Source organism: Cytobacillus sp. BC1816, from assembly GCF_051353635.1.
GTDB classification, from domain to species: Bacteria; Bacillota; Bacilli; order Bacillales; family Cytobacillaceae; genus Cytobacillus; species Cytobacillus oceanisediminis_C.
In genome coordinates this window covers 1,530,925-1,544,022 of sequence record NZ_CP195611.1, presented here as the reverse complement: position 1 = coordinate 1,544,022, position 13,098 = coordinate 1,530,925, and the positions used below count along the sequence as shown (strand labels likewise).

The 13,098-nt window shown below is 41.1% G+C and carries 12 protein-coding genes; 5 read left to right on the top strand and 7 right to left on the bottom strand.

The annotated features are described in order from the left end of the window. From ACR42H_RS08130 to ACR42H_RS08115, 4 genes are all read right to left on the bottom strand, one after another. On the bottom strand, positions 1–1,227 hold the full coding sequence (locus ACR42H_RS08130) for a YHYH domain-containing protein (RefSeq protein WP_206835663.1): 1,227 nt from the start codon (positions 1,225–1,227) through the stop codon (positions 1–3). A 414-nt stretch (positions 1,228–1,641) separates the two neighbouring features. Next, entirely contained in the window at positions 1,642–2,361 is a 720-nt protein-coding gene (locus tag ACR42H_RS08125) for a LutC/YkgG family protein (RefSeq protein ID WP_113883242.1), read from the bottom strand. Next, positions 2,358–3,788 carry a LutB/LldF family L-lactate oxidation iron-sulfur protein gene (locus ACR42H_RS08120; RefSeq protein ID WP_009331076.1) on the bottom strand — a complete coding sequence of 477 codons (1,431 nt, stop codon included), beginning with the start codon at positions 3,786–3,788 and terminating at the stop codon, positions 2,358–2,360. Before ACR42H_RS08120 ends, ACR42H_RS08125 begins: the two co-directional genes overlap by 4 nt. Before the next feature lie 128 nt (positions 3,789–3,916). Then, positions 3,917–4,633, bottom strand: a complete 717-nt coding sequence (locus ACR42H_RS08115) for a (Fe-S)-binding protein (RefSeq protein ID WP_113883243.1) — start codon at positions 4,631–4,633, stop codon at positions 3,917–3,919. 205 nt (positions 4,634–4,838) lie between these two features. Here ACR42H_RS08115 and ACR42H_RS08110 point away from each other — a divergent pair, with 205 nt between their 5' ends. Further along, complete coding sequence (locus ACR42H_RS08110; protein ID WP_436375478.1) at positions 4,839–6,587, top strand: B12-binding domain-containing radical SAM protein; 1,749 nt, start codon at positions 4,839–4,841, stop codon at positions 6,585–6,587. Positions 6,588–6,614: 27 nt separating this feature from the next. Here ACR42H_RS08110 and ACR42H_RS08105 read toward each other — a convergent pair whose 3' ends face one another. Both ACR42H_RS08105 and ACR42H_RS08100 read right to left on the bottom strand, forming a co-directional pair. Further along, the gene (locus tag ACR42H_RS08105) at positions 6,615–6,770 is read right to left on the bottom strand and encodes a hypothetical protein (RefSeq protein ID WP_243508204.1); all 156 of its coding nucleotides are present in this window, start codon (positions 6,768–6,770) and stop codon (positions 6,615–6,617) included. Further along, positions 6,770–6,931 (bottom strand): hypothetical protein, encoded by a 162-nt coding sequence (locus ACR42H_RS08100; protein ID WP_166672519.1) that lies wholly within the window; start codon positions 6,929–6,931, stop codon positions 6,770–6,772. The genes ACR42H_RS08105 and ACR42H_RS08100 overlap by 1 nt, the downstream gene beginning before the upstream one ends. 167 nt (positions 6,932–7,098) lie before the next feature. Here ACR42H_RS08100 and ACR42H_RS08095 point away from each other — a divergent pair, with 167 nt between their 5' ends. Then, on the top strand, positions 7,099–7,449 hold the full coding sequence (locus ACR42H_RS08095) for a DUF3905 domain-containing protein (protein ID WP_436375476.1): 351 nt from the start codon (positions 7,099–7,101) through the stop codon (positions 7,447–7,449). A gap of 72 nt (positions 7,450–7,521) precedes the next feature. Here the strand turns inward: ACR42H_RS08095 and ACR42H_RS08090 are convergent, their stop codons facing one another. Continuing rightward, positions 7,522–8,886 (bottom strand): TrkH family potassium uptake protein, encoded by a 1,365-nt coding sequence (locus ACR42H_RS08090; protein ID WP_436375474.1) that lies wholly within the window; start codon positions 8,884–8,886, stop codon positions 7,522–7,524. A gap of 138 nt (positions 8,887–9,024) precedes the next feature. On the opposite strand from ACR42H_RS08090, the gene ACR42H_RS08085 reads away from it, so the two are divergent. The 3 genes from ACR42H_RS08085 (at position 9,025) to ACR42H_RS08075 (ending at position 12,988) form a co-directional block, all read left to right on the top strand. Then, on the top strand, positions 9,025–10,143 hold the full coding sequence (locus ACR42H_RS08085) for a CdaR family transcriptional regulator (RefSeq protein WP_436375472.1): 1,119 nt from the start codon (positions 9,025–9,027) through the stop codon (positions 10,141–10,143). A 104-nt stretch (positions 10,144–10,247) separates the two neighbouring features. Continuing rightward, the gene (gene glcD, locus ACR42H_RS08080) at positions 10,248–11,660 is read left to right on the top strand and encodes a glycolate oxidase subunit GlcD (RefSeq protein ID WP_113883248.1); all 1,413 of its coding nucleotides are present in this window, start codon (positions 10,248–10,250) and stop codon (positions 11,658–11,660) included. Next, positions 11,657–12,988 carry a (Fe-S)-binding protein gene (locus ACR42H_RS08075; protein ID WP_436375470.1) on the top strand — a complete coding sequence of 444 codons (1,332 nt, stop codon included), beginning with the start codon at positions 11,657–11,659 and terminating at the stop codon, positions 12,986–12,988. Before glcD ends, ACR42H_RS08075 begins: the two co-directional genes overlap by 4 nt. Positions 12,989–13,098: the final 110 nt, after the last annotated feature.

Genomic DNA, 13,098 nt, shown 5'->3' with positions numbered 1-13,098 from the left:
TTAACTAATCATTTTTTTAGCAACATAGAGTCTTCTGCCTAACCAACTAAGTGCCGCTATCCCGATACCGCCAGCTGCGCTAGCTTGATTTTGTTTTTTCTCCTCTTCGTATTGTTTATATCCTTCTTGATAATAATGCTTAAATATTTCTTCACCCTTTTTATATTCGGAAGGGAGAGAATAGTTTTCGCCCTTTTCTCCCAGAAGGTATCCGGCATCTTTAATTCCCTGTATTTCTTCGTTAGAATCGAATCCTTCTTTGTACCACTGTGTAAATTTATCGTTTGGGAGATCTGGATCCTTAAATTCCAAATGTGTAAAGGCAGTTTCATATCCCATATTAAAATACTTATCTTTCAATTCCGCTTGTGCCTTTTCGTATCCTTCTTGGTATGCCTTTACATAAACATCCTCTTTGTCTTTAGGAGGGGCGTGAGTATCCTCTTTGCCATTTTTATATCCTAATTCTTGATATTCTTTTTTCTTAGTTTCAATTTTCTCTGACAAAGCCTTATTAAAGCCGCTTTCAAAGGATGATTTTAAACCTGGGTGATTTGAATATGCATCAGGAATTGCAATCTTATCCTGTTTTTTACCTAGAGCGTAACCATCATTTGTTGCTTTAGTTTTATCTGTTGTAATTTTCTGTTTACCTTCCTCGTAACCTTTGTTATAGCCTGTTGAATAACCAGATATAAACTCCTCTGAACCTTCGGATGTAGAATCGCTAGCATCCGTTTCAGCATAACCATCCTTTAACCCTTGTTTATACCCTTGATTTTCTCCTTTTTCGGCATCGGCTTGTTCTTGTTTAAATTGGATTTGTTCAGGACTGTTATTGATTTTGGTTTTGTCATATCCGCCCGGCGCTTCACAAGGGATTCCGTCATCAACCTGCCCATTTCCCCAACCATCTAAGTTTTCTGGATCATAAGTAGCTGAATATCCTTTGGAATTCCAATAATCGATAACCTCATCATAAGTAGCAAAATCAGAACAATTTTTATCATTTCTCGTTGTTGCCGGCTGACTGGTAGTAGTTGTTGATCCCCCGGTTGATGAACTGCCTCCATTATGATAATGATACCCGCTACAAAGCCCTTTTGCCTGTGATTTAGGGCTACAATTGTGGCCACCATTAGCATCGGTTCTTCCCCCGTGTGCATAAGAATTTGTAACAAAAATCAAAAGAAATAAAAATAATAAAAATGCAACTTTTTTACCCATTTCTTCCCCCAATATTTATTTTGTATGTCTATTATAGTATTATATGTAAATATTTACTATCACATTATTGATTAAGATATATTAGAAGAAGTTTTGAAGGAGTTTTTGGAGATAAGCAGAATGATTTGCAACTCTCAAATAAATAGTTAAATTGAGTCTATGGGGTCGATTTGGGGTCGAAACTCATCATGAAGCCTCAAATTCTAACCATCTCAATCTGGTTCGTAGTTCAAAAATGTTGATTTAACAAGGGTTTATCCAAGTTCTTCAAAGTTGTTCCTGATAAGTAAGACCGCCTCCTAAGCTGTAGGTCGTGAGTTCGAATCTCGCCTGGGACGCTTTCAGAAAAAAACGCCAACAAAAGTTGGCGTTTTTTCTCGTACTTACAAACCAGGATGCCGGGTGTCTAAGGCTTTATAAATCTTCAATAACAATATACGCAGCCTTAACAGGCCCATGTACACCAACAACGAGGTTCATCTCAATATCAGCGGAGTTGCTTGGCCCAGTAATGAAATTAATGCAGGAAGGTGCCAGCTGCCCTGAGTTTACCCTTTCCCTAATGATCCTTGCAGCCTGTGTCATACGCGGGACCAGGGTGCTCTTCGGAATAAGGATGATTGAAGCAGCAGGGAGAAAGCTGACTGTCCGTCCGTGATCCTTACTGCTGAACAAGACTGCTGTGCCGGATTCAGCGAGAGTTATTTCACTGACCGTAATGCCGATGTTGGCATGTTCTGCATATTCAATATTTCTTCCTTCTTCAGAATAATCCCATTCATATACTTCCACTTTCTCTTTTGGCCAAATTTCCTTAAATAGCGGTGTAAGCCCAAACTGTTTATAGCGGTCATCCTTCCAGGTCACAACTGGACCCCCGCCATACTGGGCTACAATTTCTTTAAGCGTTTCCGTCAAATTGGCAGCATTGGTTACAGCAAGATCAGTGTGGATTTTCGTACACTGTGTCTTTAATGCTTCAAGAAGCTCATCAGCATCTGCTTCTTTCAAGACTGCATCCTGCGGGTTATAGCTCCATTTTGGTCTTTCTACTCCAGTAACTCTTTTTTCTCTGCCCAATCTGCCTGCAATTTTATTTAAAAAAGCATCTCGATTCTGAATGGTTCCCTTCACTGCTGTCCGCCTCCTTTCGGCCGGTTTTTGAACCAATCGCGAAACCTTTCTTTATTAGGAGCTGGAAAATCCCTGATTTCTGTCCAGGCCTTTAAGGGGCCTGGTCCCTTTGTAATTTTGTCGCCGGCGGTAAATGGATTCATGGCTGCCGGTGCCAGCTTTGACCCCAGTTTATAAAGGGACGGCGAAGCAGCTCCCAGCCCAAAAGCCTTCATGGTCATTTTTTCCGATATGGGAGCCCTTCCTTCTTTTTCGACAATTACCTGCCGGTGTTTATGAAGAAGTTCATGAAGAGGGATTTTGACCGGACAGGCTTCCGTACAGGCTCCGCAAAGTGTTGATGCATAAGGCAATTCCTTATAATCATCATAGCCGCCTAAAAGGGGTGACAGAACCGCTCCAATCGGGCCTGAATAAATGGATCCGTAGGAATGGCCGCCAACATGCCTATATACGGGACAAACATTTACACAAGCAGCACAGCGGATACATTGGAGAATGGAGTGAAACTCTCCCCCTAAAATCGAAGAGCGGCCATTATCTACTATAACCAGGTGGAATTCTTCAGGACCATCGACATCGAGTTCTTCTTTTGGACCTGTCAGAACAGTAATATAGCTCGTAAGCTTTTGTCCAACAGCGCTCCTTGTCAACATACTTACAAGCACTTCCATTTCCTCGTAAGTCGGGACCAGCCTTTCCATGCCCATTACCGTAATTTGCGTCTTAGGCAAGGCAGTGACAAGATCTGCATTGCCTTCGTTAGTCACTAATGTGATTGAACCTGTTTCAGCCACAGCGAAGTTGCAGCCCGTAATGCCAACATCGGCGGTTAAGTATTCGTGGCGCAGCATTTCTCTCGCATGCCACGCAAGTTCTTCCGGCTTTTCTGTGTTCTGATAGTTCAGTTTTTCTGCAAAAACATCACGAATCTGCTCTTTATTCTTATGAAGGGCAGGCGCCACTATATGTGAAGGGGGATCATGGTCGTCCACCTGAAGGATGTATTCCCCCAAATCAGTTTCAATGACCTGGCATCCGGCCTCTTCCAGTGAGGCATTTAAATGAATCTCTTCGGTTACCATCGATTTAGATTTAACTACTTTTCTTGCATTCTTCTTTTCAATTACTTCCCGTATATAGGCAGAGGCTTCTTCAGCAGTTTCAGCAAAATAAACGTGCCCTCCCCTTTTAGCTACATTTTCGCTGAGCTGGTATAAATAAAAATCAAGATTTTCAAGTACATGCTGGCGAATTTCTTCTGATAGCGACCGCCATTCTTCCCAATTTCCAAGTTCTGCGGCAGCATCAAGCCTTCTTGTCTGAAGCCTTTCCTGTGCACCTGAAACTGCCCCTCTCATAAAGGAATTGCTTATCCCGGAATCTACACGATCCTTAAAGTCGTTTGTTCCTATTTTCATAGCCATTTCTATTCCCCCTTTAGAAAAGCGCAAGCACCTTACCTGACACACGAGGGGCAGGCTCTTACGCAAGACAATTATCAACGTTCAAAACTGTCTTTCCTGCTTTGCAAGAAAGCATGACCATTAATGGCTTATCGGCAATTTAACACTTCAGCAATATGCATAACCCTTATTGGTTTTCCCTGCCTACCGATCCTGCCTCCAATATTCATCAGGCACCCTGCGTCAGCTCCAATGAGAATGTCTGCTTCTGTCTCCTCTATATGCCCAACCTTCTCATCTACCATTTGTTCAGATATTTGAGCCATTTTCACGGAGAAAGTACCGCCAAAACCGCAGCATTGCTCCTTGCCGGGAAGCTCTTCGAATTCCAGGCCCTTTACATTTTTTAATAACCTCATAGGTGCTTCTTTTACCCCAAGAAGCCTGGTCATATGGCAGGAGGTATGATAGGTGGCTTTACCTTCTAACTTTGCCCCGACATCGTCAACGTTTAGAACTTCAACGATAAATTGAGTAAGTTCGTATGTCTTTTCAGCAAGCCTTTTTGCTTTGGGTTCCCATACAGAGTCGCCTTTAAAAACATGCGGATACTCATGAAACATATAGGCGCAAGATCCAGAAGGGGAAACAACATATTCTGCATGTTCAAATGCTGTGATCATCCTTTTCATGGCTTCCTTTGATTCCTTCACATAGCCGCTGTTGTAGGCAGGCTGGCCGCAGCAGACCTGTTCATCCGGAAAATCTATTTCACATCCCAGGCGTTCAAGCAGTTCAACAGCTGCTTTGCCTGCATTTCCCTGAAACATATCTACAAGACATGTTGCAAAAAGACTTACCTTCATTCATTCCCTCTCCCAGCTAGATATTGTATTTTTCTACTATCTTACTATAGTTATAATACAAATTGTTGAATTTTTATAAATATTATAATAATTAGTATAATTCACCTTACAGATCATATGTCAATGTTTTACTTCCTTTTTTTCATTAAAAAATATGATACAATTATATGATGTTTAAGTTGCTAAAAAGGGAGTTCAAAAATAAATGAAAGTTATCGCCAGTACGCTTAATGCCAAATACATTCATACAAATATAGCGATCCGCTATCTAAAGGCATACGCTCAGCCTGATTTCGATGTGGAATTAGCCGAATATACAATTAAAGATCCGGTAATGAATATCGTTACAGATCTGGTCCGCAAAAAACCTGATGTGATCGGATTCAGCTGCTATATATGGAATATCGAAGAGACCATTAAGGTCATTAAAATGATAAAAAAGATTGACCCCTCCATTCATATTACAGTCGGAGGACCTGAAGTGACCTATGATGTTGCGGATTGGATGAACAATGTAAAAGAATTTGATTACATTGTTATCGGAGAAGGTGAGGAAACGTTCAAACAGCTGCTGACAGAGCTGAATGGCACAATGAATATGGAAAATGTGCATGGTCTTGCTTTCAGGGAAAATGGCCAGGTTCGTATTAATCCTCAGCGGAATAAGCTGGATTTGCGTGAGCTTCCCTCACCATTCCGATTTGATGAAGATATTCCCCACCTTTCTAAACGGGTCACTTATATAGAAACCAGCCGGGGATGCCCATTCAGCTGCCAGTTTTGCCTTTCCTCTATTGAAGTAGGTGTGCGATACTTCGACAGGGAAAAAATCAAGGACGACATCCGATATTTAATGAGGAATGGTGCAAAAACCCTTAAATTTGTGGACCGCACATTCAACATTAGCCGCAGTTATGCTTTGGAAATGTTCCAATTCTTAATCGATGAACATCTGCCTGGTACTGTCTTTCAATTTGAGATCACTGCCGACATCATGAGACCGGAAGTGATTGAATTTCTAAACAAGGAAGCTCCAGCAGGATTATTCCGATTTGAAATTGGTGTGCAATCTACAAACGACTATACAAATGAATTGGTCATGAGGAAGCAGAACTTTAACAAGCTTTGCAGAACGGTCACAATGGTAAAGGATGGAGGGAAAATTGACCAGCATCTTGACTTAATTGCCGGGCTTCCTGAGGAAGATTATGATTCATTCAAAAGAACATTCAATGATGTATTTGCAATGCGGCCCGAAGAGCTTCAGCTCGGCTTCTTAAAAATGCTGAGAGGCACCGGGCTTCGATTGAGAGCAGAAGATCATCAATATATTTATATGGACCATTCTCCATATGAAATACTTGGAAATAATGTTTTGTCCTTTGATGATATCATTCGCATTAAGCAGGTTGAAGATGTTTTAGAGAAGTATTGGAATGATCATAGAATGGATGCGATTATTGAATATTTGGTTACAAAGGTATTTCCGACTCCATTCGATTTCTTCCAGGAATTCGGCAGTTATTGGGAGCAAAAAGGATGGTCCAGAATCGGCCATCAGCTTGAGGATCTTTTCAAACGTCTTTTTGAATTCCTGGAATCAAAAAAAATTGCTGATTTGGATATAGCAGAAGGCCTTATGAAGTTTGACTATATTTCAAAGCAAAAATACAAGCCAAGAAAACCCTGGTGGCAGCCTAGCTTTGAAAAATCCGAGAGATCAAAGCTTTACCAGTCTCTGCTTGAAAATCCAATCCATCTGGGTGAAGGCTTCTTAAGCCTTCAGTTGAATGAAAAAGAAATATACAAACATACCTTAAGTGAAAGATTATCTTTTGATATTGAAAAATATATTAAGGATGGAATAATTGAAAAGAGAGACTCAGTTCTGCTTGCCTATTTCGACTCAAGCTCAGAAAAGGTTTCCATCTTTACCGGCCCTATACATGATTGATAAAACCGGCAGGAATCTGCCGGTTTTTTAACATTTATCCCGATCTTTCTTTTTATCTTTATCACGGTTCATAAATGGCAGCTCATAAAGTTTTCCGGCATTTATATCACCAAACTCCATACCGAATTCTACATTGGCCGAGCCATTTTGCCGTCCTTTTTTTCGTGGTTTATTATGATCCACTAGGCTCTTCCCTCTCTCCCATGCTTGGAGTTGCGGTTAGCCATTTTCATGGGATTCTCGCCCTGGCTGAATTCTGCTGAAAACTCAGATTCCTGAAGATTCTTTTTAGGCGTCTTGCTGTATTTTTCAACGGCATTATACTCAGCTTTTCGTTTGGCCATCCCAATCTCCTCCTGAAATATATTTCATAGTGCTAAATCCATTTTCAGGTTTAACACAGCTTTATTTTTAGTAAAAAACACAGTTTCATTCCTATCTGAGCCTTCCTTATTTTACAATCATAAATTTTACTGCGGTGCAAAAAATAGAGTAAAAAGGAATGAGCGATATGACTAATAAAAGGAATAAAGATAACAGAAGCATTGGCATTGATGAGACACTTCCACATCAAATAGAAGCACCGAGCTTTAAAGACACAGGCATGAAACTTCAGCCGCCTTTCACGAATTCTTTTGGCGTAACCATTGGGGACAGTTATTATTCTTCGGACAGTTCACCGCTGGAAAACTGGAGCGATGAAACAGATCCTGCAGTGATGGCAGGTGAGGATTGGATTCATCCGACAAATGATATCGGCTGGAATACAACGGAAAACAAAGAACTCCTTGAAAGCAAAAAGCCGCCTCAAGGCTACCCATTCATGCATCCTACTAAAGATGTCAGCCGCGGGACGGATTAATAAGAAAAGCCCAGCCGTATAGGTGAAGGGATACAAAAAAAACAGTCCGGAATAATCTTCCGGGCTGCTTTTTTAGCCAATAATAACACGCTCTTTAGGATAATGAAAATTCGGCTGTTTTTCTTTGCCGCCTATAATAAATAAGAAGGAAGTTAATCCAATTCTTCCAATAAACATTAAGGCCATTATGATACATTTTCCGATCATTGATAATTCCGGTGTGATTCCTAACGATAGCCCCGTAGTACCAAAAGCTGAACAGACCTCGAAAATGATTTCAATTAGCTCCATCTGCTTTTCTGTAATGCTTAAAATGACTACAGAGAGAAAACACATTCCAATAGCTAGCAATGTGATAGCAAGGGACTTCAGAATATCATCTTCATGAATTTCTCTTTTAAATATTTTTATATCCCGATTTCCTTTGGCAAAGTGATATATAAAAAGGATATTCACTGCAAAGGTAGTCGTCCTGATGCCCCCACCGACAGAACTCGGTGATGCCCCGATGAACATTAAAATACTCATTATGATGAGAGTAGGCATTGTAAATTCATTAACATCCATCGTTGATAAACCGCCGCTCCGGGTGGTAGCGGATTGGAAGAATGAATAAAAGAAGCTTTCATGCCAATTCATGTCTTTGAAATATTGATTGAATTCCATGATGAGCAAAATAACCGTACCAAACACAAGAAGGGCGGCGTATGTAACGGTCGTCAATTTTGCAAATAAAGAAAAGCGAAAAGATGGTTCCTGGTCCCATTTATTCCTAAATAGATATTGCTTTAATTCGATAAGAACAGGAAAACCTATAGCTCCTAAAGTAATCAGAATAATATTGATCAGCTGCACGAAATAATCGCCGGCATAAGGTTTAAGAGAGGCTCCTGTTATATCCATGCCCCCGTTGGTTGTTGCACTGACAGATGCAAACAGCGCGTGCAGGAATGCGTCATCCCATGCAGGATAATATTTAAGAAAATGAAAACCCAATATGAGCGCACCAAGCGTTTCAATCACTAATATAATTTTAATGATTTCTTTTACTAAATTGACCAGGCCGGACAAGGCATATTGATTATGATCAACCATGATGAGGCGGCGCCCTCTTAATCCAATCTTGCGGCCCAGCAGGAGCCAAAAGAATGTGCCAAGCGCCATGATCCCTATTCCGCCAAACTGAAGGATGAACATGATGACAAAATAACCAAAAACACTATATGTTGCCGATATATCAACTACAGAAAGACCGGTCACACTTACTGCACTGACAGCCGTGAAAACCGTATCAATAAATGCAACCTCCACTCCTGGTTTATGTACAGCCGGTATTTTTAATAAAAGTACCGATACAGATACTGCCAATAAATAATATCCGGATATTACTTGGGCAGGTGTTAGTTTATCCAGCCAATTTCTTACGTCTTTCCACATATCATACCTGTCCCCTTCAAAATTTTTCTAACCCTTATCATAATGAATATACCCGGTTTTTAAAAGGGATATTAGAAAATTCGCAGGAAGTTTTTTATTTATATATAATAAAGTCAAAAAATCAAAGGGAGATATGACATGTTGTTGCCTGACCTGGCTGAAAAAATTATAGCTGAAGTGCGTCAGTTTCTTCAGGAAGATATCATAGTTGCCAATACCTGCGGGGGGATCATTGCAAGTACAGATGCAGGCAGAATAGGCAGTTTTCATGAAGGGGCACTGATTTGCATAAAAAATAAAGAAAAGCTGATTATTACCAGGGAGGATCAGTCGCGCCTTCAAGGTGTAAAAGCCGGCATTAATCTGCCGATCTTTTTTAAAGGGGAAACAGTTGGTGTTATTGGCATAACCGGAAACCCCGATAAAATTTCCCCATTCGCGGAAATCATCCGCAAACTAACAGAGTTATTTATCAGTGAGAGTTACTTTGCAGAGCAGTTCGATTGGCAGGCTCGTGCACTGGAAGGTTTTATGTTTGACTGGCTGCAGGCAAAAGAATGGGATCCTGCCTTCAAAGAACGGGCTCATCTTCTGAAAATTAATCTGGCTGTGGACAGACAGGTTTCCATCGCAGAATTCAGGCAAAATAGCCAATTGCTTCATAGGGATCTTTGGAATAGAATTTTATCCTGGAAAGAAGCGGGTCCGCATGATATTCTAATTCGCTGGGGAAACAACCGGATTGTACTTTTATCAGGTATTTCTTCAGCAAAAAAAGAAAATAGGTTAAGAGAAAGGGTCACTCGCTTCCATCGTTTTCTTGAAAACCTTTTGGCTGCTGAAGTAAGTATTGGCACCGGTAAACCATTGCCTCCCTTCTGCCTTTCCGACTCATTTATGCAGGCAGAACGAGCTTTAAAAATCGCAAAAGACCGGGACACCATCATATTTGATCAGGATTTGACCATTGAAATGATATTTGATGATCTCTCTCCAGAAACTAAAAAGGACTTCATTGAAAGAACGATCGGGACATTCATGAATGAACAGGATCTTATGGTAACCCTTCAGGAACTGTTCAGGCAAAATCACTCTTTGAAAAATACTGCTGAAGCTTTGCATATACATATTAACACCCTTCATTACAGACTCAAGAAAATATCGGATCTTTCCGGCCTATATACATCCAATTTGAATGATTTAATGAAATTATACATCGCGATTAAACTTTTAGAGGAAGGTACAAAAAACAATTAAAGTATCCATAAATATTTGTATAGTTAACCATAGCAGGGCGCTCCCTGTTTTTTTATACTTAAAGAAATAGATATTGCCAGCTTCCATTAAAGGAGTGGATCCATTTGGTTGACGTTCAAATAAAAGAAAAATTAATTGCCGTTGTCGGCGCAGAAAATTATGATGACTCCAAAGCAGGGCGCCTCGTCTATTCATATGACGCTACTCCAAATTTCCAATCGATGCCCGATGCAGTCATCAGTCCGCGAAATACTCAGGAAGTATCCAGTATCCTCAATATTTGCAGCAGCTCAGGAATTCCAATCGTGCCAAGGGGATCAGGCACCAATTTATGTGCAGGCACCTGTCCTACAGAAGGCGGAATTGTACTCCTGTTTAAGCATATGAATAAGGTCATTGAAATCGATGAAGAAAATCTTACGGTTACAGTACAGCCTGGTGTCATCACGCTTGACATGATAAACGAGGTTGAAGCAAGAGGGCTCTTTTATCCTCCTGATCCAAGTTCGATGAAAATAAGCACAATCGGAGGAAACATAAATGAAAACTCAGGCGGACTGCGTGGATTGAAATATGGAGTTACAAGGGACTATGTGATGGGGCTGGAAGCTGTACTTGCAGGCGGCGACATTATTAGAACCGGCGGCAAGCTTGCGAAGGATGTAGCAGGATATGATTTTACCAGACTGCTGGTTGGCTCTGAAGGAACTTTGGGGATCATTACGGAAGCAACATTAAAATTAATCCCGCTTCCTGAGTCAAAAAAGACAATGCTCGCATTATATCAGGATCTCGAACAAGCTGCAAAATCAGTCTCAAAAATCATCTCAGACAAAATCATACCCGCCACCCTTGAATTTTTAGATCAGCCTACATTAAAAGCAGTTGAGGATTTTGCCCAAATTGGATTGCCAACCGATGTCCAAGCTGTCCTTCTTATTGAACAGGATGGTCCTATTGAGGTCGTGGAAAAAGATATGCAGAAGATGGCTGAAATCTGCAAGAAACAAGGAGCTGTATCTGTACAGCTTGCAAATTCTGAAATGGAAGCAGAAGCCTTGCGGACTGCAAGGCGTGCCGCATTATCCGCCCTTGCGCGCCTTAAGCCGACAACCATTCTTGAAGATGCTACAGTGCCAAGATCTGAAATTGCCAACATGGTAAAAGCAATAAGTGAAATTTCAAAAAAATACGGACTTTCCATCTGTACATTTGGCCATGCCGGTGATGGAAACCTGCATCCGACCTGCCCTGCAGATGCACGGGATAAAGATGAAATGGAACGGGTTGAAAATGCTTTTGAAGAGATTTTTATCAAGGCAATTGAACTTGGAGGGACTATTACAGGCGAACATGGAGTAGGGGTCATGAAAGCTCCCTATCTTGAACTGAAACTTGGCCAGGCTGGCATTGATGCAATGAAAGCTGTTAAGACTGCTTTAGACCCCAATAACATTCTTAATCCCGGCAAAATTTTTGCCAAGGATGACAGAAAACGAGTGGTGGTTGCCCAATGACAACATTAAAAGAACAAACAATCATTCAGGAAGAATTTAAGAACCGAATGAATGAAGATGAGCTGCTGAATTGCATGCGCTGCGGCTTTTGCCTCCCTTCCTGCCCCACCTATGTCGAGTCAGGCTTTAAAGAAACACATTCTCCAAGGGGCAGGATCGCGTTAATGAAAGCTGTTGCAGACGGATTAATTGAACCGGATGAAGACGTAGAGAGATCTCTTGATCTTTGCCTGGGCTGCCGGGCCTGCGAGCCTGTATGTCCTTCAGGAGTAAAATATGGGCACTTGCTGGAAGAAGCAAGAGATATTATTATTCAGAATAAGAAACACTCGCTTCCGGTCAAAGCGGTTCGCAGTTTGGTCTTTAATGGGCTTTTCCCCCACCAGAACAGAATGAGGGCAGCTGCCGGGCTATTGGGCTTTTATCAGCGTTCAGGTCTGCAATTGGCCGCCAGAAAAACAGGAATGCTGAATTGGCTTCCAAAAAACCTCACGGCCATGGAAAAGGTACTTCCTCAAGTGCCAAAATTAAAAGAAATGAAAAATAGGCCATCATATCTCTCAGCAGATAAACCTATAAAAAAAGCCGCTTTTTTTACTGGGTGCCTAATGGATACGATGTTCCTGGAGACCAATAATGCGACAATAAAACTTCTTCAGCTTGCAGGATGTGAAATTCATATTTCTCAAAATCAAGCCTGCTGCGGCGCTCTTCATGGCCATAGCGGTGAAAAACAGACGGCTAAAAGTTTGGCAAAGCGGAACATAGAGGCTTTTGAGAAGCTGGACGCAGACTATATTATTACAAATGCAGGTGGATGTGGAGCATTCCTTATTGACTATGGCCATCTTCTTAAAGATGACCGGGAATGGCATGAACGAGCTGTAAATTTTTCTCAAAAGCTCAAAGATATCAGCGAGATTCTATACGAACTAGAATTCCACAAAAAAGTTAATCTTGAGCTGCCAGGGCAGATTATAACCTATCAGGATTCCTGTCATTTGCGCAATGTCATGAAAACCTCAACAGCCCCGCGCACCCTTCTGAATTCAATTAAAGGCATCGAATTCAGGGAAATGAAGGATGCAGACAGATGCTGCGGTTCTGCCGGTATTTATAATATTGTTGAATCTGAAATGTCAATGCAGATACTTGATCATAAAATGATTCAGGCCAAGTCGGCAGATGCAGCAGTAATTGTGACCTCTAATCCGGGCTGTCTTCTGCAGATGAAGCTGGGGATAGAACGTGAAGGTTTATCAGGAAACGTAAAAGCCGTTCATATTGCAGATATTCTTCTGGAAGCTGCTGTTGATAAAAAAAAGTAAAGAAATTGCTTATGCCGAAATATTACCACTTATGAAACTCCCTTTTTAATTCATACTACAAATACAGAGGGAAGATAAACTCTGTAAGACCAATAAAAAGGAGTTGAATA

Excerpts from the sequence above, each read along its gene's own strand:
- ACR42H_RS08130 (WP_206835663.1), bottom strand. The coding sequence starts at position 1,227 with ATGGGTAAAAAAGTTGCATTTTTATTATTTTTATTTCTTTTGATTTTT.
- ACR42H_RS08120 (WP_009331076.1), bottom strand. The coding sequence starts at position 3,788 with ATGGCTATGAAAATAGGAACAAACGACTTTAAGGATCGTGTAGATTCC.
- ACR42H_RS08115 (WP_113883243.1), bottom strand. The coding sequence starts at position 4,633 with ATGAAGGTAAGTCTTTTTGCAACATGTCTTGTAGATATGTTTCAGGGA.
- ACR42H_RS08110 (WP_436375478.1), top strand. The coding sequence starts at position 4,839 with ATGAAAGTTATCGCCAGTACGCTTAATGCCAAATACATTCATACAAAT.
- ACR42H_RS08100 (WP_166672519.1), bottom strand. The coding sequence starts at position 6,931 with ATGGCCAAACGAAAAGCTGAGTATAATGCCGTTGAAAAATACAGCAAG.
- ACR42H_RS08095 (WP_436375476.1), top strand. The coding sequence starts at position 7,099 with ATGACTAATAAAAGGAATAAAGATAACAGAAGCATTGGCATTGATGAG.
- ACR42H_RS08090 (WP_436375474.1), bottom strand. The coding sequence starts at position 8,886 with ATGTGGAAAGACGTAAGAAATTGGCTGGATAAACTAACACCTGCCCAA.
- ACR42H_RS08085 (WP_436375472.1), top strand. The coding sequence starts at position 9,025 with ATGTTGTTGCCTGACCTGGCTGAAAAAATTATAGCTGAAGTGCGTCAG.
- ACR42H_RS08075 (WP_436375470.1), top strand. The coding sequence starts at position 11,657 with ATGACAACATTAAAAGAACAAACAATCATTCAGGAAGAATTTAAGAAC.